Origin of the sequence: Prevotella multiformis DSM 16608 (assembly GCF_000191065.1) — a bacterium.
Lineage (GTDB): Bacteria > Bacteroidota > Bacteroidia > Bacteroidales > Bacteroidaceae > Prevotella > Prevotella multiformis.
In genome coordinates, this window is record NZ_GL872283.1 from 698,851 (window position 1) to 722,924 (window position 24,074).

16 protein-coding genes are annotated in these 24,074 nt (G+C 48.3%); 7 read left to right on the plus strand and 9 right to left on the minus strand.

Annotated features, from left to right (window positions below; translation table 11 throughout):
* Positions 1–89: 89 nt before the first annotated feature.
* The 3 genes from dnaG to cls are packed head-to-tail and all read left to right on the plus strand — an operon-like array spanning position 90 to position 5,140.
* Complete coding sequence (dnaG, locus tag HMPREF9141_RS08165; protein ID WP_007368193.1) at positions 90–2,021, plus strand: DNA primase; 1,932 nt, start codon at positions 90–92, stop codon at positions 2,019–2,021.
* Entirely contained in the window at positions 2,018–3,700 is a 1,683-nt protein-coding gene (locus HMPREF9141_RS08170; protein WP_007368194.1) for a hypothetical protein, read from the plus strand. The genes dnaG and HMPREF9141_RS08170 overlap by 4 nt, the downstream gene beginning before the upstream one ends.
* 18 nt (positions 3,701–3,718) lie before the next feature.
* The gene (gene cls, locus HMPREF9141_RS08175; RefSeq protein WP_007368195.1) at positions 3,719–5,140 is read left to right on the plus strand and encodes a cardiolipin synthase; all 1,422 of its coding nucleotides are present in this window, start codon (positions 3,719–3,721) and stop codon (positions 5,138–5,140) included.
* 184 nt (positions 5,141–5,324) lie between these two features.
* Here cls and HMPREF9141_RS08180 read toward each other — a convergent pair whose 3' ends face one another.
* From HMPREF9141_RS08180 to HMPREF9141_RS08190, 3 genes are all read right to left on the minus strand, one after another.
* On the minus strand, positions 5,325–5,855 hold the full coding sequence (locus tag HMPREF9141_RS08180; RefSeq protein ID WP_007368197.1) for an RsmD family RNA methyltransferase: 531 nt from the start codon (positions 5,853–5,855) through the stop codon (positions 5,325–5,327).
* Positions 5,856–6,000: 145 nt separating this feature from the next.
* A complete protein-coding gene (locus tag HMPREF9141_RS08185; RefSeq protein ID WP_007368198.1) occupies positions 6,001–6,897 on the minus strand; it encodes a DUF3822 family protein in 897 nt (298 codons plus the stop codon).
* A 201-nt stretch (positions 6,898–7,098) separates the two neighbouring features.
* Positions 7,099–7,437 carry a MerR family transcriptional regulator gene (locus tag HMPREF9141_RS08190; protein ID WP_004351708.1) on the minus strand — a complete coding sequence of 113 codons (339 nt, stop codon included), beginning with the start codon at positions 7,435–7,437 and terminating at the stop codon, positions 7,099–7,101.
* Between the two features lie 264 nt (positions 7,438–7,701).
* Here HMPREF9141_RS08190 and alaS point away from each other — a divergent pair, with 264 nt between their 5' ends.
* From alaS to HMPREF9141_RS08210, 4 genes are all read left to right on the plus strand, one after another.
* A complete protein-coding gene (gene alaS / locus HMPREF9141_RS08195) occupies positions 7,702–10,368 on the plus strand; it encodes an alanine--tRNA ligase (RefSeq protein WP_007368199.1) in 2,667 nt (888 codons plus the stop codon).
* An 844-nt stretch (positions 10,369–11,212) separates the two neighbouring features.
* Positions 11,213–11,575: a BlaI/MecI/CopY family transcriptional regulator gene (locus HMPREF9141_RS08200; RefSeq protein ID WP_040554996.1), complete on the plus strand. Its 363-nt coding sequence runs from the start codon at positions 11,213–11,215 to the stop codon at positions 11,573–11,575.
* A 68-nt stretch (positions 11,576–11,643) separates the two neighbouring features.
* A complete protein-coding gene (locus tag HMPREF9141_RS08205) occupies positions 11,644–13,086 on the plus strand; it encodes a M56 family metallopeptidase (protein WP_007368202.1) in 1,443 nt (480 codons plus the stop codon).
* Positions 13,087–13,190: 104 nt separating this feature from the next.
* Positions 13,191–14,132: a tetratricopeptide repeat protein gene (locus tag HMPREF9141_RS08210; protein WP_007368203.1), complete on the plus strand. Its 942-nt coding sequence runs from the start codon at positions 13,191–13,193 to the stop codon at positions 14,130–14,132.
* 735 nt (positions 14,133–14,867) lie between these two features.
* On the opposite strand, the gene HMPREF9141_RS08215 is transcribed toward HMPREF9141_RS08210, so the two are convergent.
* The 6 genes from HMPREF9141_RS08215 to HMPREF9141_RS08240 all read right to left on the minus strand — a co-directional run bounded on the left by HMPREF9141_RS08215 (position 14,868) and on the right by HMPREF9141_RS08240 (position 23,924).
* Entirely contained in the window at positions 14,868–15,299 is a 432-nt protein-coding gene (locus HMPREF9141_RS08215; RefSeq protein ID WP_007368205.1) for a hypothetical protein, read from the minus strand.
* Between the two features lie 623 nt (positions 15,300–15,922).
* Complete coding sequence (locus HMPREF9141_RS13405; protein WP_156792445.1) at positions 15,923–16,036, minus strand: cysteine peptidase family C39 domain-containing protein; 114 nt, start codon at positions 16,034–16,036, stop codon at positions 15,923–15,925.
* Positions 16,037–16,038: 2 nt separating this feature from the next.
* Complete coding sequence (locus tag HMPREF9141_RS13890) at positions 16,039–18,630, minus strand: lantibiotic ABC transporter (RefSeq protein WP_257009589.1); 2,592 nt, start codon at positions 18,628–18,630, stop codon at positions 16,039–16,041.
* Between the two features lie 2 nt (positions 18,631–18,632).
* On the minus strand, positions 18,633–19,451 hold the full coding sequence (locus HMPREF9141_RS08225; protein WP_007368211.1) for a GLPGLI family protein: 819 nt from the start codon (positions 19,449–19,451) through the stop codon (positions 18,633–18,635).
* Positions 19,452–19,671: 220 nt separating this feature from the next.
* Entirely contained in the window at positions 19,672–20,487 is an 816-nt protein-coding gene (locus HMPREF9141_RS08230) for a leucine-rich repeat domain-containing protein (protein WP_007368212.1), read from the minus strand.
* Between the two features lie 1,124 nt (positions 20,488–21,611).
* Positions 21,612–23,924, minus strand: a complete 2,313-nt coding sequence (locus HMPREF9141_RS08240) for an outer membrane beta-barrel family protein (RefSeq protein ID WP_007368214.1) — start codon at positions 23,922–23,924, stop codon at positions 21,612–21,614.
* Positions 23,925–24,074 lie beyond the last annotated feature (150 nt).

The following is a 24,074-nucleotide window of genomic DNA, read 5'->3' on the forward strand; positions in this document are numbered from 1 at the left end:
TCGGTTTCTGTTATCTTTCCTTTAAAGGAAAACATTTTCTTCATCCGACTGGCTTATAGTTCGGGAATTTTATCTAAATTTGTGGCATAATGATTGACAGACCTACCGTAGACAGGATTATGAATGCGGCGAACATCGTTGAGGTAATCAGCGATTTCGTTTCTTTACGCAAGGCGGGGACAAGCTACAAAGGCTTGTGCCCTTTCCATGACGACCGTACACCGTCGTTCTCCGTCAGCCCGGTGAGAGGCGTTTACAAATGCTTTTCATGCGGTGCGGCGGGCAATGTGGTGAAGTTCATCATGGAGCATGAGCAGATGACCTACCCCGAGGCCTTGAAGTGGCTTGCCAACAAATATCACATCGAGGTACACGAGCGGGAACTCACAACGGAAGAGAAGCAGCAGGAGAATGAGCGGGAATCGATGTTTCTGGTCAATGAATGGGCCGTGAAGTACTTTGAGGACATCCTGCACAATGACGTGGACGGCATGGCCGTCGGTATGCAGTATTTCCGCAGCCGCGGCTTCAGAGACGACATTATCCGGAAGTTCCGGCTGGGTTTCTGCCTGTCGGGCCGTCATGCCTTTGCCGATGCCGCCTTGAAGGCCGGCTTCCAGAGGGATTTTCTGGTCAAGACAGGCCTGTGCTTTGAGCGGGAGAACGGAGAACTCGTCGACCGTTTCAATGGGCGTGTGATGTTCCCGTGGATAGGTGTGAGCGGTAAGGTGACGGCTTTCGGCGGCCGTCTGCTGGATGCTCGCACGAAAGGAGTGAGCCAGAAGTATGTCAACTCTCCCGACAGTGTCATCTATCACAAGGAACGCGAGCTGTATGGTATCTTCCAGGCGAAGAAAGCCATTGCCAAGTACGACCTCGTCTATATGGTCGAAGGATATACGGATGTCGTTTCCATGCACCAGTGCGGCATCGAGAATGTCGTCGCCAACAGCGGGACGGCGCTCTCCGTGCACCAGATCCGCCTCCTGCACCGCTTCACATCCAACATTGTTCTGCTCTATGACGGTGATGCCGCAGGGCAGCATGCCGCCCTGCGGGGCACGGACATGCTGCTGTCGGAAGGCATGAACGTGAAGGTGCTGCTGCTGCCTGACGGCAAAGATCCCGATGAGTTCGCACGCAGTCACAGTGCGGAGGATTTCAGAAGGTATATAGAAGACAACCAGACGGATTTCATCGTCTTCAAGATCAACGTCCTGCTCAATGGCGTTACCGATCCCGTCAAGCGTTCGGAAGCCGTCAGTTCGATCGTCCGGAGCGTCTCTGTCATCAAGGATCCGATACTCCGTGACACCTACATCCGTGAGTGCGCCAACCGCACCGGCGTGTCGGAGCGTACGTTGATGGAGCAGATGAACCGTAACATCTATTCCGACCGGGAACAGCAGACGCGCGAACAGCAGCAACGGGCAGCGGCCTTGCAGCAGCAGCAGACGGATGGGCAGGCCTCGGTACCTGTCCCGCAGGTGCCGCAGGTGGAACAGATGCTCATGCAGGTCATCGTCAGAGACGGTGAGAAGATCATCTTCCGTGACGTGAAGGACGAGGCAAGCGGACAGCTGTACAGTCTGACCGTGGCGCAGTACATCGCCTTCGACCTCGGCAGTGACAATCTCGGCTTCTCCGATCCGCTTTATACGAGAATGCTCCGGGAGGCGGTGGAACACAGCGGGGAGGAGAATTTCAGGGCGGAGGAATACTTCATGCAGCATGCCGACATCCAGATCGCATCTGCGGCCGTGAAACTCGGTGTCGACCGCTTCCAGCTCTCGGAGAGCCTGCAGGTGAAGGAGACGGAAAAGACCCTGTGCGACCGTGTGGTACACCTCATAGCCGACTTCCGCCTTGATTATGTCTCGTCCCACCTGAAAGAACTCAATGCACGGCTGCTGCAGACGAAGGATCCCGAGGAGATGACGAAGACCATGGAGGAAATCATGAAGATGCAGACCCTCCGCAACAAACTGGCAAAGAAATTAGGTAGCGATATTCTGGTATGATAGACAAGATAAGAAAAATTCTCAGACAGCCTCTCCGGCTTTCAAGCCTCACGCTGGAATCCAACAGGCGGATCGTGTCGAAGGCCCTGAAGGCCCTCAACTGCACAGGGGAATGGCAGGAGGATAAGGACACGGCGATGGTGCGCTTTGACTTCCAGAGCGGGCACTTCGGCATCCATCTCTCCAGGCAGCATCCCCAGGTGGAACTTTCGTTCCTGTTTTTCGCCGAAGCCGGTATGAACGACCTGAATACGGTCCGCCATGTGTGCAACCAGTTCAACCTCAATTCTGACGGGCCGCGTTTCTGCTACACCATCAACGAAAAGACGAATATCATCGATCTGCATATCTTGACGACACTGCTGCTGGACGAAGACCGTGCCAAGGATGTTCTTTCTTCTGCAATGATCGACTCGTTCGGCTGGCAGAGTGCGTTCGTACGGAGCCTGAACGAGATGAAGACGGATGCGAAGAATGCGGATACCAATGACATAGAACGTGCCGTGAACGATCTGTCGCGCGACTTCTTCCTCCTGCGCGAACAGGAACTGTCCCACCAGCAGACGGCGCCGGGATGGCGGCATAACGACAAGGAGCCGGCGGCGCTGGCCCAGTGGATGGAAAAGGCGTTCGGCATGGTAGACGTCGTCTTCTCGGAACTGACGGTGGTGACGGACCGGCTGACGGTGCTCCATGACAGGGAGGCGATCGCCGGTTATGATCTGGCAGACGCATTGATTGCCGGCGGCGCTTTCGTCCGTCCGAAGGCGATGCTCGACCTGGTGTTTTTCCTTCCGTCCCATCCCACGGTACGCCGGCACATGACCTTCAGCCTCCAGCAGACCGACAGCTGCGAAGCGGTGCTCTACTATCAGGTCGTCGCCACATTGTTGCCTTTGCAGGCGGCGCCGGGCAGGCCGATGCGCTCAAAGGAGCAGCAGGCACAGGCGCGTTCGGCCCTGCTGGCATACGACCTCCGCAGCACGAAGCAGCTGCAGGACGAGTTCGTCTACATGTGGAAGGAAGCCAAGAGCAAGATGGCCAATGGCGCGGCGCGGCAGCTCACGGAAGAGCAGCGGGCGATAGCCGACGTGGTGGACATGGAGGCCGGCCGGTTTGTCTATCGCGGCCGTGCGCTCTACCGGCAGAAGCGTTACTATGAGGCCATAGCCAGTCTGGAGAATGCCTTCCGGCTGCTGTACGCTGCCTTCTACCGGCTGGGCAAGACTGAACGGGACGTGTTCTTCGAGGTCTGTTTCATGCTGGGCTTCTGCTATGATGAGCTGCGGCAGTATGAGCAGGCCTATTATTACCTGACGTTCACCCTGGGGCTGAACCGCTCCGTCTATGCCGAGGAATATGTGAACTGCATGGTCAGTATGGGCGATTTCCGCTCGCTGGGGTGCATTGACGGTCTCCTGAACGAGCTGCGCGGCTCCCTCCCGGAGGACGAGGAGGAGGAAATAGACCCGTCGCTGCGCTCGTTCCTGCGGTTTCTTTACCGGCGGAAGGCTTATGTGCTGGTGGAGATGCGGCGGCTGGATGAGGCGGAGAAACTGCTCCGCCGGATGGTCAGCGACCCGGACAGCAGCGACTTCGCATTGGGTGAACTGGCTTATATCCGGCACCTGCGGGAAGGGCGGCAGACTGACCGGGAGGGCGGAAGGAAAGACAAGTAAAGCGAGAGGAGGGTAAGGATGTTTTATGTTCATTGGATTTTCCTGGTTCTCTACACGGCGGTCATCGTCATTGCGATGATCCGTGTGCTGATGGACAACCGGCAGCCGGCCAAGACGATGGCGTGGATGCTGGTGCTGACCTTCATCCCTCTGCTGGGCATCATCCTTTACTTCTTCTTCGGGCAGATCACCCGCAAGGAGCGCAAGATATGGCAGCACAGCATGGACCAGCTGACGAAGCGGTCCATGCTGGAGTTCGTTGAACAGAAACGGCTTCATCTGCCAGATGCGTACCGTACGCTCATCAATCTCTTCATGAACCAGAACTGGGCCTTGCCGTTTAAGAACAACGAGGCGGAGATCTATACATCCGGCTATGAGTTCTTCCCGTCCCTGCTGATGGAGGTCGGAAAGGCCGAGCACCATATTCATCTGGACACTTTCATCATTGTCGACGACCCGCTGGGGCGGATTGTCGCTGATGCTCTGATTGACAAGGCGCGGCAGGGCGTGGAGGTGCGTGTCATCTACGATGATGTAGGCTCATGGAAGACGAAAAACCGATTTTTCGACCGTATGCGGGCCGAGGGCATAGAGGTTTATCCCTTCATGCCCGTCCGATTCCCGGTCTTTACAAGCAAAGTGAACTACCGCAACCACCGCAAGATCTGTGTCATCGACGGCGAGGTGGGCTTTATCGGAGGCATGAACATCGCCATGCGCTACGTGAAGGGATTCGGAAAACTGGCATGGCGCGACACCCATGTGCGGATAACAGGTGCTGCTGTCTACGGGCTGCAGCGCGCCTTTCTGGTAGACTGGTTCTTCGTGAGCCAGTCGCTGATCACCGACCGCGGTTATTATCCGGCAAGCAGGGTAGGGGACAACGACTGTCTTGTGCAGATTGTGACAAGCAGTCCGACGAGTCTCTGGCCGGAGATAGAACAGGGTTATGTCAGCGTCCTTGCCAGTGCAAAGCGTTATGTCTATATGGAGACACCGTATTTCCTGCCGACCGACCCCATTCTTTTCGCCATGCGTACAGCGGCACTGTCGGGCGTTGACGTAAGGCTGATGGTGCCCTACGAGACGGATACGAAGATTGTGGAGTGGGCATCACGTTCGTATGTGACGGCGACGGTGAAGGCGGGGGTGAAGGTGTATCTCTATAAGGCCGGCTTCAACCATTCGAAGCTTCTTGTCTCTGACGATGCGGTGGCTACCATCGGATCCACGAATGTGGATTTCCGTAGCTTTGAGAACGATTTTGAATCCAATGCTTTCTTCTATGACAGGGAGATTGCCTTGAAGGTGAAGACGATCTTTCTCAACGACCAGGCGGAGAGCGTCGCCCTGGAGGATGTGCGCAACCTTACCCACCGGTCTTTCCTCCAGCGGTTGTGGGAGTCGATGGTCAGGCTGCTGAGCCCGTTATTGTAAAGGATGTCCTGAAAGTCCCCATTGAACTTTTGCCTGCATGGACATTGTCAGCCCTTTGTCCCTTTTGGTTTTATACGGCATATTCCGGTTTCACTTTCAGTCGCATACACCGGAAGGAGAGTCTGTCTGCCTGAAAGGGAAAGGACTGCAAAGGTGATTTTCCGAACCGGTCTGGACTGATTGTTTACTTGAACAACGTGAAGTTCACGCTGCCATAACTCCTGTGTTCGAGGAAATGCGGATGGGTGGAGAAGTCGTCGTGTTTGCCATGCTCAAAGACAAGCAGTCCGTCTTCTTTCAAGAGTCCGTATTGGAAGATGAGGTCGGGGAGGGTAGGAAGCTCGGGCAGTGCGTAAGGCGGATCGGCGAAGACGAGGTCGAACTGCTGGTGACAGCTCTTCAGGAAACGGAAGACATCTCCTTTTATCAGCACATGGTTTTCCGTGCCGATTTTCTCCATGCACTGACTGATGAAGCGGGCATGGTCGCGGTCTTTTTCGACGCTCACCACCTGCGGACAGCCCCGTGAGAGAAGCTCCAGGGAGATGCTCCCTGTACCTGCAAAGAGGTCGAGTGCCGTGGTTTCTTCCCAGTCGGTGTAGCCGTTGATTACATTGAAGATGTTTTCTTTGGCGAAGTCGGTTGTCGGGCGGGCCTTGAAAGTGCGTGGGATGTCAAAGCGTCTGCCTTTGTATCTTCCTGTGATGATTCGCATTGTTTTTTGTTGTGGGGGTTAAGAAAAGTCTGTCCGCTTCCGGCAGGTATATTCCCGACTGTCCGGGACTCGTGTTCCCGAGGCCTGGGACTTCTGTTCCCGACGGTTGGGAACCGTATTCCCGGCCGTCGGGAATATTTTCCTGTCAGCCCAGGTAAATCGCCTTAAGATCGTAAGGAATCTCCTTCCGCCCGGCCAGCGGAATGTTGCCGAAGTCGGTTTCCGGGTCGACGACCCTGTAGAGTTTCAGATACTGTCCGATATGCTCGACGAGCCAGTCCCGATGTGGCGGGTCGCCGATGAGATACAGCTCGTCCTTGTCTGCATCCATCCCCGTCAGCTTCCATATATAAAGAAGGTAATACAGGGCATCGTGTGCGTGCGTGGCTTCGTATGAATTACTGAAGCGGAACCGGTTCTGCTGGAAACTGAACACCTCCATCTTTTTTTCATGGAAATAGGCGTAGAGCTTCCGGCGCGGTCCTGCGAAGGAGCGTCGGTAGAGATGTGTCCAGACCGACTGCATGAGCGGTTGGAAGCGGATGTCCTGGAAGTGGTCGTCGATGACGAGTCTGAGGTCTTTGTTGACGGAGAAGACGGCAACGGCATTCAGGTCGGACAGTACGCTGGAAAGGATCTCCTCATTGCCCTGCCGGTGGTAGGTGTGGTGATAGAGTGCCTCGGCATCCTGCGTCTTGAACTCATCTGCCGGCATGAGCATCACCGGTGCGTCCAGCTCTGCCAGTACCCGTTTGTACCCGCTCTGAAGCAGTTCAGAGACCGTGAAGGCTTCACGCAGGTTAGCAGCCATGGAGATACCCGCATTTATCTCGTAAGGTTCGTAAACGAGCATGCCGTTTTCCTGCGGGGCACCCACGGCGAATGCCATCGTACTTCTGCCGAACCGGATGGTCAGCCGCAGCTTCTTGTCGGATATGTTATGGTCGGTCTCTGTCATTGCAGATGTCATATTGCTTTTTACCATCTGCAAACTTACGCATTTTTTTCCGATTACGTTTGTTTTCCGGTTGATAAATATCATCTGACAGGTTATTATCGGATATTAGAAGGTGGGTGAGGATAGATTCCAAGGGGAGCAAATATCCTTTCACTCACTTTTCCATGCTATGACTGTTCTGAAGGCTTTACGGATAGTCGCACAGAATAACGACAAAGGCTCACGGAAGCGTGAAAGCTTCTGTGAGCCTTTGTCCATATATGTCCTGTCCCGGCAGGGACGATTCTATACCAGTCTGTCCAGGTGTTTCTTGAGGTCCTTCAGCTGGTCGCGGACAGAGATGAGGCTTTCCATTATCTTCTGGCTCTTGTCTGCGCCGCTGCGGTTCTCCTGTAGCATCTTGCGGGCAGCGGCAATCTTGAAGCCGCGTACCTTGACGAGGTTGTAGATGACTTTGATCTGCTCGATGTCTTTCTCTGTGTACTGGCGCACACGGTTGCCGGTAGTCTTCGGACGGAGGTGTGGGAACTCTGTTTCCCAGTACCGCAGCAGACTCTCCGTGACATTGAGCTGTCGTGCCACTTCCTTGATAGAATAGTACAGTTTATGCGGATTCTCTGCCATGTCTTGTTTCTTTAATCATTCAAAAATAATAATTCACAATTCATAATTGTGATTGTCTTAGTCTGCGGACGACCCTGTTCGTTTTGTACATTCTGTCCTTTAAATCAATCATTTACACTGGATCGGTGTCGGACAGAACGGATGTATGCTCCTCAAGGAGAAGTTTTTGCGTATTCAGCAGCCTAATTGTTTGCAAAAATACGCAAAAGTCAGTATCTTTGCAACAATTTTAGATAGAAAAATTGAATTAAAAACAAAATAAAGATGATGACAGCAAACGAAATCCGCGACTCTTACTTGAAGTTCTTTGAGTCGAAAGGACATGTTATCGTACCGTCTGCTCCGATGGTTATCAAGGACGACCCTACGCTGATGTTTACCAATGCTGGTATGAACCAGTGGAAAGATATTATCCTCGGAACAAAGGAGCCGGAGCCTCGCCGCCGCACCGATTCGCAGAAGTGCCTGCGTGTGAGCGGCAAGCATAACGACCTGGAGGAGGTGGGACGTGATGCGGCGTTGAGCCACCACACCATGTTCGAGATGCTGGGTAACTGGAGTTTCGGCGATTACTTCAAGGAGGGCGCAATCGATTACGCTTATGAATATCTCGTCGACGTGCTCCATCTCGACCCGAAAGACCTTTACGTAACGGTTTTCGAAGGCGACGAGGCAGAGGGCATCAGTCGTGACGACGAGGCGGCCGGCTACTGGGAGAAGCACTTCCCGAAGAACCATATCGTCAATGGCAACAAGCACGACAACTTCTGGGAGATGGGCGATACGGGACCTTGCGGGCCTTGCTCGGAGATTCATATCGACTTCCGTTCGGAGGAAGAGAAAGCGAAAGTGCCCGGTGAAGAACTTGTCAACAAGGATCATCCGCAGGTCATCGAAATCTGGAACATTGTCTTCATGCAGTTCAACCGCAAGGCTGACGGCAGTCTCGAACCGCTGAAGATGCACGTGATTGATACCGGTATGGGCTTCGAGCGTCTGGTGCGCCTGATGCAGGGAAAGAACTCCAACTATGATACGGATATCTTCACACCGGTCATTGCCGAGATCGAGCGGCTCTCCGGCAGGAAGTACAGCCACACCTTCCCGGAAGGTCCTAACGGCGAGGGCGTGAACGAGGAGCAGAAGGTAGACATCGCCATGCGTGTCGTTGCCGACCACCTGCGTGCCGTTGCCTTCTCGATCGCTGACGGACAGCTGCCCAGCAATGCCAAGGCCGGTTACGTTATCCGCCGCATCCTGCGCCGTGCCGTGCGTTACGCCTACACGTTCCTCGGACAGAAAGAAGCCTTCATGTACAAGCTCTTGAATGTACTGGTACGTGAGATGGGGGCGGCTTACCCTGAACTCGCCGCACAGCGTGAACTGATCGGGCGTGTGATGAAGGAAGAAGAGGATTCGTTCCTCCGCACGCTGGACAAGGGCATCACACTGCTGAACGGTGCTATGGACGAGCTGAAGGCGCACGGCAGGAAGGAACTCGACGGCAAGGAGGCTTTCCGCCTCTTCGACACCTACGGATTCCCGCTCGATCTTACCGAGCTGATCTGCGGTGAGAACGGTTATACCGTTGACGAGAAGCAGTTCAACGAGGAGATGGCAAAGCAGAAGGCACGTGCCCGCAATGCGGCTGTCGTTGAGAACGGTGACTGGGAGGTGCTGCGTGAGGGCGAACAGGAATTTGTCGGCTATGATTATACAGAATACGAGTGCCATATCCTCCGTTACCGTAAGGTGACGCAGAAGAAAAACAGCTTTTATGAGCTTGTACTGGATCATACGCCTTTCTACGGCGAGATGGGTGGTCAGGTAGGCGATCAGGGTGTGCTTGTCAGCGAGGACGAGACGGTGAATGTCATCGATACCAAGCGTGAGAACAACCAAAGCATTCACATCGTCAAGCAGCTGCCGAAGAACGTAGAGGCCGACTTCATGGCCTGCGTCGACACCGAGAAGCGTGATGCCTCGGCTGCCAACCATACGGCGACCCACCTGCTGGACTATGCGCTGAAGCAGGTTCTGGGCGAGCATGCCGAACAGAAGGGATCGTATGTCAGCCCTGATACCCTTCGCTTCGATGTTTCCCACTTCCAGAAGATTACCGACGAGGAACTCCGGCAGGTGGAGAAGATTGTCAATGAGATGATCCGCAAGGACTATCCGCTGGACGAGCACCGTGATACACCGCTGGAGGAAGCGAAGAAGATGGGAGCTGTTGCCCTCTTCGGTGAGAAGTACGGCGACAAGGTACGCGTCGTCCGCTTCGGCCCGAGCTGCGAGTTCTGCGGTGGCATTCATGCCGCATCAACCGGCCGCATCGGCTTCTTCAAGATTGTCGGCGAGAGCAGCGTGGCTGCCGGCGTGCGCCGTATCGAGGCGATGACGGGCGAAACCTGCGAGAATGCCATCTATGTCCTCGAAGACACACTGCGCGACCTGAAGGCAATGTTCAACAATGCAAAAGACCTCAAGGCAGTCCTCACCAGATTCGTCGAGGAGAACGATGCCATGAAGCGGGAAGTCGAGAAGTTCCGTGCCCAGGCTGTTGACCGTGCAGCAAAGACATTGGCAGAACGTGTCGAGATGGTTGACGGTGTACACGTCATTAAGGCGGTATTGCCTGTCGACCCTGCTTCAGCCAAGGACATCGTCTTCAAGGTACGCCAGTCATTGCCCGAGAAACTCGTCTGCATCCTCGGCTCTGTCTATGAGGACCGTCCGCAGCTTTCCATCATGCTCAGCGATGACATGGTGAAGGAGCACGGTCTGAACGCCGGCAAGATAATCCGTGAAGCTGCCAAGCTCATCAAGGGCGGCGGCGGCGGTCAGCCACACTATGCACAAGCCGGCGGAAAGGATGCCGATGGGGTCAGTGCAGCGGTTGACAAGGTGATGGAGTTGATTAATTTGTAGTCATATTATACAGGTGAAAAGAGGGTGTGTCAAAATGCAAATTAATAACTTGACAACTTTCAAACTATAAGCAGGTTTTCTCTAAAAGCAAAGAAAAGACCATTTCTTTACTCAAAATCGAGTACAGAAATGGTCCTTTTTAATGAATTGTTTCAAACTGTAAGATTATCAAAATGGTATTTGCATTTTGACACACCCTCTTTTTCAGTTTCATTCGATATTCCGGGTGATATTGCAATCATTATGTAATTGGAACATAAAGTTACCAGCGGTGAAACAACGATTGCATACACAAGGGTATTCGAAGAATAAGATGCGCATTTTTTGAAACACGATATGCTCGTCTTTTCTGGGAGTGTGTTTTCTGTCGACAGACAGGTGCTCCGAGAATAATTTTCCTGTCACTCCCGTCACTCTTCCATGACAATCAAGATATTCATATACAGCCTGTTGGCAAAGGATGTTAAAATGACAGCAAGTTGAATTAAAACCTGCGTTATGAACTATTCTGCTGTTCTCATCTTCATTTCGGGTTGATTTTATCACGTGTTACAGGAGCAAAGATGTCCTTACTGCTTGTTTTTTTATCTTCCTTTTCAACAACCTTCTAAACTCTTTGAGGTTTGTTTTTTCTACCTTGCAGCATTCTGATGATTGATCATACTGACTTCACGAATCATCGTCTGCCCCCCCTCCTGTCACCTACTAAAGCTACTAATAATTCGTATTATGCTGATATATAAAATCAAAGTATTCGCTTGTTAGTATTATTTAACGCTTTAAACTTGACTTTCTTACGAAATAATCGTAAGTTTGCGGCAGATTAATGAAACATGATTTGAATATGGAAAAACTGACGAAACAAGAAGAAGAGGTAATGCTGCAAGTCTGGCGTCTGGGCAGATGTACGACAAAGGAGATACTTCAGCAATTGCCTGAGCCTCGTCCTCCTTATACAACGACAGCTTCCGTGGTGAACAATCTGAAGCGGAAGGGTTATCTGAATGCAGAGCAACGGGGACTTACCTACCATTTTACACCTCGGATTGCGCAGTCAGTGTACAAGTCGGACTTCATGCGTAACTTCGTAAGCAACTACTTCAAGAATTCATTCCGTGAGATGGTTTCGTTCTTTGCGAAAGAAGAAGAAATTTCTCCTGAAGACTTGAAAGAGATTATCGACGAGATAGAAAAAGGAAACGGCTAAGGCTATCAGAACAGTATGTAACCTGAATATATAACAAAACAATGGTATTCACCTGAAATATAAAAGCTATGGGCATTTGTTTTTTGAAGATAAACATAGCACTCGTCATTCTTTTTGGCTTTTACAAGCTAATGTTTTCGAGTGACACCTTTTTTTCTTGGAAAAGGGCAGCACTGATGGGAATGTATGTCGTTGCGGTTTTGGTACCGGGACTGAATTGTTCTTATTGGTTGAACAAGAGCGTTGGGGTGGTTTCCATGGCTAACGAATATGCCGATATTATTCTTCCCATTGTGACCATTACGCCGGGTGATAACGGTTCATTTGGCTGGGAGGCTGTCGCCATGACGGCTTATAGCATGGTAGTTGCAGTGTTGTTGTTGCGCCTTCTTTGGCAGTTGTCTGCAATTGTCCTGCTAAAGCGGAAGTGCAAGAAGGCGGAAGTGTGTGGCATAAACGTCTGTCTGTTAGAAGGGGATGAGGGACCCTTCTCATTTTTCCACTGGATATTTCTGAATCCAATGAGACACAGCCAGCTGGAATTGGACGAGATAATCGCACATGAGCGGGCACATTGCAGACAGCTCCATTCCCTTGACATTCTCTTTGCAGAGCTGTTTGCCATTGTCTTCTGGGTCAATCCATTTGCCTGGCTGCTGAAGCGTGAAGTGAGATTAAACCTGGAGTTTCTTGCTGATAATAACGTCCTGGCAGGAGGACGAGACAGTAAGGAGTACCAATACCACCTGTTGGGATTGGCTTATAGAAAGAATGTAGCTACAATATCAAATAATTTTAATGTCTTACCCCTTAAGAAACGTATTAAGATGATGAACAAGAAACGAACCAATGGAGTAGCAAAAGCAAAGTATGTACTCTATGTCCCGTTGGCTGTAATGCTGCTTGTTGTGAGTAACATAGAGATTGTGGCACGCGAAATCGCCAGTGTTACAACTAACGGGCCTGCAACCGCAGTGAGTGTTAACAGGCAAGTATCCAAGCCATTGATGGTTCAGAAAGAAAAGCCAATGGCGGTTGAGATGGGTAATGCGGATTTGCCTGTCGGGAAAGAAGAGAAATCAGAGACGGAGGGTGTCGTACCATTGACAGCAGAGGCGGAAGCCCCCGCAGTGGAGAATGATGAGGCAGCCACGGAAGCATCTGAAGAGGAGCAGGCGGATCAGAAGCAGAAGGAAGGAGACCGGAAGGTCTATGCTGTATCCGAAGAAATGCCTTCGTTTAATGGGAGCGTCAATGCATGGCTGGTACAGAACATGAAATATCCTGTTGATGCAGCACGCAATAAGGAACAGGGGACCGTGATTGTGAAATTCATCGTAACAGCCCAGGGCGAGGTGAAGGATCCTGTCATCGTGCGTTCAATATCTCCTTCACTTGACAAGGAGGCACTGCGTGTGGTTTCTGTAATGCCGAAATGGAATCCAGGGAAGAACAAAGGAAAGTCTGTAGATGTGTACTACTGTATTCCTATCCGGTTTAAACTGAACTGAAACGAGTGGAACCGATTTCTATGAGGCCGGGCTGTCAGGCTGACGGGTCTCATGGAAATCGTCTTACAATTTGATGTGCCTTAACTTTAAACAGATCCTGCACTATGCGGAAGTTCATAATATGCCTTGTGATTTTATCCGGTATCCCCCTGTATGGTATGTCCCAGAATTATAAAAGGGCTATCGAGAGAGGAGACAGCTGTATGGGGGTGTATGATTACTATAATGCCCTGTCATTTTACAGGCAGGCGCAGGTGCAGCGTGATGATTACGTTGTCAGAATGAAACTTGCTGACTGTTATTATCATCGTACATCGTATCAGCAATGCGCAAATCTCCTGCGGGAAGTCCCTGTGGACACGTTGACCCACGAGGCACTCAGGGAATTGTATTATTCGCTTGGTGCAATCCGGAGAATCGCCATGCAGGTCTTCTATGGAATGACACTGGTGGAACGGTTCCCGAGGGACGGCCATGTCGTAGCCGATCTTATCGGCGTACTGTTGAGTCAGGATTACAACAGGCCCGAAATGGCAGTCATGTATGGCGAGCAGTACTGCAAGACGGACTCTTTCAATACGGAAGTCAACCGTGCCTTGGGGGAAGCGTATTTCATAGAGCGGAAGTTCACGCAGTGTGTTGATACGTATAGAAGGGTGTTCGCTGCCGGTGACACGACTTATAATGCGCTCTATTATACAGGAGGGTCGTTTGAGTACATGGAGCAGCTTGACTCTGCTGTATGTTATTTCGCCAAGGCCGTGGAGATGAATCCTAAGATGGCTGTCGGCAACTACAGGTTGGGCATTGTGGAGAATAAGCTCGGACGGTATGATGATGCCCTTGTGCATCTGAAGGCTGCCGCTGCTCTTTATGAACCCAGCAAGCCGCTCATGTTCGTTATTTATAAAACAATGGGAGAGGCGAAGTATAGTCTGAAAAACTTCAAGGAGGCTTGTCTCTATTGGGGATATGCACTGGCTTATGATGAGGATAAAGAACTGACGGAGAGGCGCGCTGCTTTGAAGAAGCAGCTGAGGCCATGACTTGCAGAAGGAAGCTCCTGCGGTGCGGATGCTTCCGGGAACGGCATCATACCTGTATAAAAAAAGAAACGGCCGAGCGAAACGCCCTTCCGTTATCTCCGAATAACCTCCGTCTCACGACGGAAAATATTTCTACAATCTTTACCTAAAATATAACTAAAAACCTAAATCTATTACTAACCTAAACAAATCTTTTCTGTTTTCAAAAATAATCCTGAGCAATCTTTACTACCTGTAAAGGGGGATACCTTGTCGAGACAGGCATGTAATATCTCTTGAATTACGATGCAAAAGTACATCGTTTTTTCGAATTGTCAAATAAATCGGGCGAAAAATATCGATGTGTCGGCGAATTATTGATTTATATCAAACGATGAGGGGTCTCTTTGCTTTTTTCTGGATCAAGTGCCTTGTTCTTTTTCCTGCAGACGATGTCTTTCGTCATGGAAATTCTCCGTACTTTCCCGTCCCTGTTCTCTCCGTCATCCGGATTTCTCTCCCCCTTTCCGGCTTGTCTTAGAGAGGTGAGGCTTCTTGTTTCAGTCCCTGTGTCAAGGCGGGTGGAAATCATCCCATGCCGGCATATTGATGTCATGCCGCTGGCGACTTCTTCAGTGTGTCTTTCTTTTTATGCAGCACCTTCAGCCTTTCTTCCCTCGCAGTTCTTTCAGGAAGTAAGCAGCTTCAGCCTGCTGAGAGGCAAGGATCTGTCAGGTGGAATCCTTGGTGCCTGCCTCAACTCACCAGACCGCCATGTTCCTCTTTCCGTATTTCCATCTGCATAGGATCCTGTACGTTTGCTCTCATGAAGAGCTGCATATATCGTTCCCTCAGCGGCCCCACCCTTATGTTTTTCCGTGCACGTACGGAAGAGAGGATCGACGACGGGTTGCGAGGCTCACGCACGTGCAGCACCCGGCAGATGTGGTGTACGATGGTCTGGAAGTCCATCGGGAAACCTCTTCTGTCCATCAGCTTTCCGCTTGTCCAGACGATGTGTGCGAGTTCTACGAGGTCGCATTGCAGCCCCGTCCAGTATAGTCCTTCTTCTTCGTTTCGATTGATCAGGTCGTAAAAGTTATCGACAAGCCTTGCTGTCAGACGTTGCTCATCTTCTTGGGTCCAGTTGTGAGTAGCTTTCATTACGATGTTCACTTTCTTCATCATTGTTCTTGGTGTTTTTGGTTTAATTTGGTGCGCTTTGTCAAATGTGTTTTATGCAAGCTTTCCGGACAGTGCTGGCGGAGGGCGGAGGGCAGGAGAAGCTGCCGGGCGGCATTGGCATCAGAGTTTCACAAGAAAGGTCCGGGAAAAGACTGTCTTGTGAATACGGGACAAAGATAGCAGCACATCGTGCAGTAAACGTTCAATTACGTTCTGTCCACTCTTAAATTAATATAAGCCGTACTGTCTGTTGACTGTTTCGACGTATTCTGCTGGTCCGAAAAGGGATAGAGTCCGGCAAGAGCCATCTTTGTGCAATGCAGTCTTTCTTTATTCATTTGACTTTCCCTATTTTCATACTATTAAGGCAGGTCTTATAAATCCCACGTCAGTCTGTCTTTGATAGGGGTTTTGTCAACTTTTTTTTGCTTTTATGTGGCATCTTCTGTATTCTTCTGTTCTCTCTTGCAGACACATTAGCCTGCTATGCCCTTTCAGGAAGAAAGCGGAATCGGATCGCCATATTTTTGGTTCTTCCGTTCAATGCGTGGATGCTTTCCGTATAGCTTCAATGGAAGAACCGGGGGTATTCATTCAACAAAAACATGGGCAAGACCGTCAACAGTCTATGGATTTAACGGAAGAACAAGATTTCCGCCATAGAGATGGCATAACATTGCTAAGCATGCTGCTCCACATTGCATAGCGTCATGTTGTTTTATAAAGACAAAACCTGCCATTCTTATTTTGTTAATGAAACAGTAAAAAGCAGCTCTCTTCCTCTCATGTGATAGCTGTAAGTGTAAGTGTTCATTGTGTTGAAAATGGTGTAACTATAATACTGTTGGTTGAAAATATTTCTCATATCAATACTGAAACGAAGTGCCCTGTGCCTGTAACTGACTCCTGCATCGAAGATTGCCATAGTCTTGGTAAGATCCTGATACATTTCCTTTGTCGAAATATCTGCCATTGCCTTGAATTGCAGATTTGTTACAGGCTGCAATATCAGGTTGATGTCGTGTGTTTGCGACAAGAAGGACTTTGATACCTTTTGTATCTTCGTAATGTTCTTGGAAAAGCTATAAGTATAATATAACTCCATGAAGGAAACCGGCTTGAACGAAACCGACGGAACAACGTTCAGACTGTTCCACGAATAGCTGTAAATCATACTGTTTTGCATCATCAGACTCTTGCTGTGCATATAATTTCCATACAGCGAAAACTTGGTGTTGATGGCTTTTACCTGTTTTGTTATGTTGAAACAGGCATTTATATTGTCAATGCTGTTAGGACTTGGCATCGGATATTCCTTAATCAAAGTCTGCGACACATCCTGCACTGGCAACAAATTATTATGCTGATGCGTGTAGCCTAAACCGACATTAAGGAAAAACATTTCTATCGGGAATTTCAAATCGTAGATAGCATTGAGTGTAATGCTTCTGTTTTCACTCAATATCCCTGAACCGTACTTTTGATAGTTCAGACTGGTTTGTATCGGTGCTGTGATAAAATCAGCCAGATCGCCTATTCTGTTTGCAAAAACTCCTTGAAGTCTTACAGTAGCCCTTGGCGTAACATTGTAGAGAAAATAGAAAGAAGGATTAATCATAAAATTCCATTTCTGTTTTCTTAATGGAGTCGTTCCCTCATTTTCAAAATCGACTCTTGTTGTGGCCAATGATATTCCTGCCTTGAAATTATATTTTCGTTGTGGGTGGGTATATTCATATTGTGGAGAGAATGAAATCTCCAACTCGTTCCCTTTCAAGAGATTGAAGCCTGAATAGCCGTCGGTAAGCAAAGCCGAATTAATCCTTTCGTTGCGATATTGAAATGAAAGAGGGAAATAAACTCGTGAGTTTCTTCTTTCATAAGCGGCAGAAATAGTTTCCTTGTTCGTAAACTGTCTGCTGTCTGCACTTTGCTGAAAAGAGTCTGCTCCTCCGTCTGAAACACGAATAGTGCCATTAGGCGTAGATGTATAATTGAGGAGAGAGGAAAAACTCCATCGAAACTTATTCGTTTTCCAACGTATGGAAAGGTCGTTGGTAAAACCTAAATCGTGATACTTCTCATGCTGGAAGACGGAATTGCTGTTGTTTTCAACTGTCGGCAATTCTGATTTTACGAACGAAGCCAATGATGAGAACCGGTTGGTGATGTATCGTTTGTCGCTATTCTCTTTGTATTCGATGTTCAAGGCCGGCTTGTGAAGCGTAGAGGCCGGCTGATATTGGTAATCCTGCATTAATTCATTCTGACTGTTTCCAAAGAACATCTTGTGATTGTAAGCATAATCGCATTGGGAACGAGCATAGCCGACATTTGTTCTTAACGACTTGTTTTCCGACAGTTTGTTGAGTATATTGAAACTAAGGGAACAATCATTGGAATGAATATACCTTTCCCTCTTGATCGGTGCACTGGAAGAAGACAAGTTGCCCAATAGTCTTACACCGTAAGACTCGAACTGATCGTTTAGGAAATGATTGATGTTTTCATCGGCAGCAAACTCTCTTATGTTCCCTACCTTCAGTGTCCCAAGAAGTTGCATATGCGATTTGAAGAGCATACCGGCTCCACTAACTTGGTAAAGTGTACCGTTACTGCGCAAGCCTCCAATGGCTTCGTATGTCCCGACAGGTTTAAACTTGGCGTGTTTTGAAAGTTTTATGTTGATTGCCACGTCGTCAGACAGCACGTCTTTGTCCATTTTGGCATCTTTATGATTATTCAATACCTGTACGGATGTTACGTAGTCTGCTGGGATATTGTTTGTGGCTACATTATACTGCCCGCCAAGAAGATCCATTCCCTCGATGTAAAAATTGGAAATGTCTTTCCCCAGGTATTTTATACCTCCCGAACCTGTAACCTCAATGCCAGGCAATCGCTTCATAGCATCTCTAAGCGTGTAATCGCCCTTTCCTGCGAAAGAACTTAACTGATAGGAAACTGTATCACCGCGCTGACTTATTTCAGGTGCCTTCACAACAACTTCCTTAAGCTGTGTTTTTTTCCTGAGCAAGGTAATGTTCTTTTGTGTTTCTTTGCTGTCTATTACCAGATTGGTCTTCTCAAACGACAGATGCCCGACCGAGAGTAGAACAAGCGTTTTGGAACTGTTGTAGCTTAAGGCATAGCCCCCCTTCTCATTGGTAAAGGTATAGGCGATGGGCTTGTTGTTCTCTAATATCTGCACATTGGCATTGCTTACCGGCACACCCTCAGTGTCCGCCACGACCCCATTCAAAGTGTGTTTTTCTTGGGCCTGGGCTTGCATCCAAACGAAAAGACTGAGAATATAAAGGAGTAATCTTCTCATTATCATTTAATCTCTAAAGGTACATAGCCATTTGTCCGAAGACGAACTTGTACTCCATTGATAAAAATAGAATTGCTTCCACCGTCGCCTTTTTCCACCCTCATATCCGTAATGCTCTCCTTTGGTATATTAGCTATCGGATTTTCTTCAAAATGATTCTTTGCCTTAATAAATTTTTCACGACTTGTAGCAATGCTGTTAGGTATTCTGGGCGCAGTGATTGGTGTAGTACCCTGCCTGAACGTGATAGCCTTAAAGTGGTGAATGTTCTCTGTATCACAAGCATACATTATCAGTCCAGGCAGTCCGCCAAGCTTCCACGGTCCAAAGGAGGATGGGATTTCTGATGAAAACCAGGCATTCCAGATACGCCCGCCATACTCTCCTGTGGCCTTATTACACAGATAACCGCATATCGTATCGGTCTCATCGGTAAGTTGCCATGCTATACCGTTCGTCGCTTCTTGATAGGAATACAGATTCGGCGGAATCACACTATACACGGTGATCGTTCTTTCTGACGCATTTACAAACGTAGTCTGGTCAAAGTAGAAGGCTGTTTTCACTACACACTCTTCAGCTTTCTTTAATTGTTCTTCTGTTGCTTTTCCTGTCTGCATTAAAGAGTCTAACTGAAAAGCAGCATAGTCGGCGAACCTGGCGTGAATATCATCAAACTGCAATATCGTTGTATAGGTTTCATTTTCTGCATTCGTTGTCTTGACAGTGTATTCGTAAATACATTCATAACTGTTGTCTGCTTTCTGAGCAAAAACCTGTAAGGGGATGATCGACAAGAGGAATAAAAAATTCTGTTTCATAACTTAACATGCATTGATAATGTCTAATATCGTTATGTCTGAGGAAAGTTTTTCCCCATTTAGGATATATGTGGGAGTTTCTTCTATATTATTATTCTTGAACCATTTGTAATGTGATAAGATAATAGAATCTACCGTGTTATCTCCGTTCTCATTATTTCTACAGTAATGTTTTATGAACTTTTCTCTTCCAAAATAAAACCAATCAAAAATAAGTTTATCAATAGGAAGAATAGGGGTCTGAAGTGATTTGAATTTCTTGGATTACAACATCCTTGCATAAATCAAAGGCATTGTTCTCTATTTTTACCTTTTGGGGTAATGTGACCAATCTTAAGGAAGTGCAACCGATAAAAGCCTGTACCCCTATCCTTTGCATAGATGCCGGCAAGGAAATCTCACCTAAACTTAAACAACGTGCAAAAGCATATTTCTCTATAGTCCGCAGAGAATCGGGAAGTTTTATTTTTCTCAGTCCTTTACAACCGGCAAAAGTGCGTTCTTTTATTTCTGTGACAGAATCGGGCAATGCCAATTCCCGTATGCTTTCACACAGTGTAAACGCCTTGCCGCCAATGAAAGTAACAGTGTTTGGTATCTTTGAAATTGTAATTCTGCAACAATCCCAGAATGCCCCATATTCTATTCTTTTAAGATTTCGGGGCAGTGAGTATAAGCGTAGGTTTTCGCACATGTTAAAAGAATTTTGGCCGATGACTTGCAGGGAATTTGGCAGATATATGCGATGTAGATTTTTACAAGTGTCGAAAGCTCTCCCATTGATTACTTCCAGCCCTTCAGGAAGTATGACCGTTTTAATGTAATCGTTAAAGACAAAACAGCATTTCCCTATGACCTTAACCTGTTTTAATTTCTCATCTTTAGTCAAATCCACAATACTGTCTTTCCTTTCCCATTTTACAAGTTCAAGGACTCCTGCAGAATCCGACAGCTCATATCCTGATTGGGAAGTCTGACCTTTGACGAATCCAGATGAGAGTGAAAATAACAAAAGGGCTAAAAGTGTTTTTTTCATAAAATGGATCAATTTAAAAAATCAGAAAGCTGGTCAATAATCCCGGTACTGACCAGTTTTCGTCACCTTGCAATTAAGCTGTTCGTTTTTATTTGTATTCTAATTACATTCTGCAAAAATACAAATAAATTTTCTTTTAAACAAGAAGAATCAGTTTTTTTAATGTGTTTTCTTGATATTTCCACTATATCTGTAGTATTTCACTTTATATACATTCTTAGAATAAAAAATATTATTTCGTTAAAAGATTTCGAGATTGCTGCGAGCGAGGAATATTATCAGACATAGCAGGAGATTCCGGAGTTTCATAGACCAGATAGATCTGTTCGGCAGCAAGATTTAAGGTTCTTCCGTTAAATGCGTGGATGCTTTTCGCATAGCTTTAACGGAAGAACCGACGAAAATATGCCAAGACCGTCAACTTTCCATTCTATTTTCATCCTCCGATTACAAATCCCTTTCCATTTGAATACGTTGAGAATACAGATGGGATTTTGAAAAGTCATTACATAATTGCAAACAAATCATCTGCAAATAAAAAGAATGCGTGCAAAAAGCAGGTCTGTAACCAGCAGTCAGTCAATTGATTATCGATCCGTTCGTAAAAGGTGCTTGATTAGACCTCAAAAGGGCGTTGGTAACACGCCGAAAGAGCACCTCTTGCAGGTCAATCAGGCATCTTTTAGAAGCCAGAAGAGCATGTGTCAGCTTGGGTAGCATGAAAACATTTTACAGATACCGATGATATGGGAATAAGTCGTCTGTAAAAGACGGAAAGACAGGCTGATGGACAGGCATCGCATCAATGCGCCTTTTCAGCATCCTATCTTGCAGTTTATCCTCCTTTGAAGACCATCTGATTTCGGATGGTCATGCCATGCAGGCGCATAAGCCTTTATTCTATTCCCCATCTACGCATTTAACAGAAGAACCAGATTTATCAGATTACGGCAAGAATGGGAGCCGGAGCAAGATGCAAGATAGAGGCTCATGACGGTGAGGCCTGCACTTGCAGAATATCTTGTCATTGATGTCTGCGAAACAATGGAGAGTCAGCCACGATGCCCCGCAGTCCATAGAATCCAGTTGCTGTACGAGTTTCATTCTCCGGTACTTTTCTTTCTTTACAATCGGTCTGTCTCTTCTTGAATGGATGATCTGGCCTGGGATTTCGCTTTTGACCTTCCGAACGTGTATCGGAGCGAAAGGCCGATGAAACGGCTGTCTGCATTGGTGTCCATTACGATTCTTGCCCGCTGCATGTTCTGTACCCAGTTGTTGACCCTTGCGGTTTTGAATATGTCTTCTGCCTGCACGCTTATTCTGAGTCTGTTCTGGAAAAGGTCCTGTGTAAGGTACAAGGAGAAATTGAAGGATGCCCTGTGGTAATAGAAGTCATTGTGCTGTGCATTCCGATAGGCCGCGGAGAGCATTGATGATGCTCCCTTCCACAGGGAAGTCTCAAGATTCGATTTCAGATACAGGCCTATGTCTTTGAACGTGGAGTAGGCCACTCCTTCATAATTCATACGACTGGACGACAGCATCAGCGTGGTGTTCCCCCTTATGTTTCCTGTCCCGTAGTTACACATCGTGTAAAGGACGAGACGGTGTACATGGGGTATGTTGTCATAGGTGAACCTGACCCTTTGCGTTCCATTCCGTTCTTCCAGTACCGCCACCTGGGCTTTCTTGTTGTGATACTGTTCATAGCTGACGGTCCCGGCAAAGATTCCTTTCTGTACGGAAAACGAGACAATGTCGACCAAGGCCGATTTCAACAAGGGGTTTCCGATGGAATACGACAACGGGTCTATGTAGACGCTTTTTACAATCAGCTGATTGTAAGTAGGTCTGTAAATCCGGCGGGAATAAGAGAGGCTCGCCTTCACGCTGCCATTGGCGGCGATGGACAGGTATGGGAAAAGATGATTGTAAACCGTATCTGAAACGACACGGTCGTTGTCGGAGGATTGGGAATGCTCTCTCTCATATCTCAGACCTGCCGCAAAAGAGATTTTGCCGACAGTCTTTCTGAGATTGACATACGTGGCGAAGGACCTGGACTCCAATCTGGAATCCGGGGTGTCCTCATAACCGGAGAGATAAGTCCCCCGGTCTTTTATGCAGGAAATCTTCACTCCCAAGGCATAAGAGAGGAAAGACAGCCTGTGGGAGAAATCACCTTTCAGTCCGAATACATCGTAGTGATCGGTGAAGTCCTGTGATACATTTCTGTTCGCCGCCTTTTCAGAAACATGCTGACTGTTTTTGAGCGATGCCCCGTAGTAGTCCGCGTAAATGCCCAGGAAACTGTTTTTCCCTTTGTTCGTGAAATATAATGACGGATTATGGTCTGTCCTTTTCATAGATGAATGAACGGAGACAGGCAGGGTCGTCAATGCCTGATGATCGGCTGACACAACGGAATAATCCTGTTCTTTCTCAATATTCTGTTCCGTGACGGACAGCCGGTAGCCTAAGCCAAGGGCTGTCTGCGGGCGGAAGTGATATTCTGCAGTCTGGCTGATATCCAGCAGATTGTGCCTGACCATGAGTTCGCTGAACCGGCTTGTCCGAAGTTCCTGCACATCCGACCAGACGTGTTTTTCTTCAGAGTCGTACTGAAGATTGCCGTTTGAAGAGAAACGGACATCCGTAAAAAGATCAAGCGACTTTATCCGGCTGTTTAATGTAACGGAACTGCTGTTGGAGAGCTTTCTTGCCATTGAGAACTTGTTTACGGCAGCAATATGAACGTAATCCTGGATGGCATCCCTGGTTGAAATGTTTATGACGGCATCATAATCTGCCGAATAGGCAGCAGATGGATTCCGGTCTATTGAAACAGACTTGATCTGACGTGACTGAAGAGCCTGTAATTCACTGACGTTCCGGACCGCCCTCCCGTTCAGGTTGATCAGCAGACGCGGCTTGCCCATTACACTGATTTTCCCGTTACCCGACACGACAAGCCCGGGAATGCGCCTTGCCACGTCGATAAAGGTTCCGGCGTTTTCAAGACGGGTCTTTGCAATGTCGACCACATAAGAATCGCCTGAAAACCTCACCAACGGCCTGCGGGCTGATACGACGACCTCGCTTAATTCAGCAGGCTGGCTGTCTAAGACGATTGCCCCGATGCTGACGACGTTCCCCTCCCTCTTTCCCAGGTCGAGAGAGAGGTAGGCCGGCACATAGCCTAAAGAACTCACTTTTATCAATGCCGCTTCCTCCGGAAGTTCCATCTCAAAAGACCCTTCAAAGAAAGCACCGCCTGCCAGCATGGAGGAGTCTGCACGCAACGCCCTTACGTCAAACACTTCTATCGGATGCTCCAGAGAGTCGACCACCCTCCCCGAAATCCGCAATGCCTGGGCATTTACGTACAGAATACCCAGGCAGAAAGCCATAATAAAAAAGAATGTTCTCCGCATAAGGCGTTGACTTTTCTCAGACGGAAGGAATCAGGATAAATTCCTTTTGCTTATACTTTCTCTGTCCATTTGATTTCCCATATTTCCATACTATTAAAATTTAAAAGAATCAGAACAAGATGTTTGTTCTGTACTATTACAGCGCAATAG

Bases quoted from the DNA above. Each gene is read 5' to 3' on its own strand.
- cls (WP_007368195.1), top strand. From the start codon at position 3,719: ATGTTTTATGTTCATTGGATTTTCCTGGTTCTCTACACGGCGGTCATC.
- HMPREF9141_RS08180 (WP_007368197.1), bottom strand. From the start codon at position 5,855: ATGCGAATCATCACAGGAAGATACAAAGGCAGACGCTTTGACATCCCA.
- HMPREF9141_RS13405 (WP_156792445.1), bottom strand. From the start codon at position 16,036: ATGGCAGGTTTTGTCTTTATAAAACAACATGACGCTATGCAATGTGGA.
- alaS (WP_007368199.1), top strand. From the start codon at position 7,702: ATGATGACAGCAAACGAAATCCGCGACTCTTACTTGAAGTTCTTTGAG.
- HMPREF9141_RS08230 (WP_007368212.1), bottom strand. From the start codon at position 20,487: ATGAAAAAAACACTTTTAGCCCTTTTGTTATTTTCACTCTCATCTGGA.
- dnaG (WP_007368193.1), top strand. From the start codon at position 90: ATGATTGACAGACCTACCGTAGACAGGATTATGAATGCGGCGAACATC.
- HMPREF9141_RS08240 (WP_007368214.1), bottom strand. From the start codon at position 23,924: ATGCGGAGAACATTCTTTTTTATTATGGCTTTCTGCCTGGGTATTCTG.
- HMPREF9141_RS08210 (WP_007368203.1), top strand. From the start codon at position 13,191: ATGCGGAAGTTCATAATATGCCTTGTGATTTTATCCGGTATCCCCCTG.
- HMPREF9141_RS13890 (WP_257009589.1), bottom strand. From the start codon at position 18,630: ATGAGAAGATTACTCCTTTATATTCTCAGTCTTTTCGTTTGGATGCAA.
- HMPREF9141_RS08215 (WP_007368205.1), bottom strand. From the start codon at position 15,299: ATGATGAAGAAAGTGAACATCGTAATGAAAGCTACTCACAACTGGACC.
- HMPREF9141_RS08225 (WP_007368211.1), bottom strand. From the start codon at position 19,451: ATGAAACAGAATTTTTTATTCCTCTTGTCGATCATCCCCTTACAGGTT.
- HMPREF9141_RS08170 (WP_007368194.1), top strand. From the start codon at position 2,018: ATGATAGACAAGATAAGAAAAATTCTCAGACAGCCTCTCCGGCTTTCA.
- HMPREF9141_RS08190 (WP_004351708.1), bottom strand. From the start codon at position 7,437: ATGGCAGAGAATCCGCATAAACTGTACTATTCTATCAAGGAAGTGGCA.
- HMPREF9141_RS08205 (WP_007368202.1), top strand. From the start codon at position 11,644: ATGGGCATTTGTTTTTTGAAGATAAACATAGCACTCGTCATTCTTTTT.
- HMPREF9141_RS08185 (WP_007368198.1), bottom strand. From the start codon at position 6,897: ATGATATTTATCAACCGGAAAACAAACGTAATCGGAAAAAAATGCGTA.
- HMPREF9141_RS08200 (WP_040554996.1), top strand. From the start codon at position 11,213: ATGGAAAAACTGACGAAACAAGAAGAAGAGGTAATGCTGCAAGTCTGG.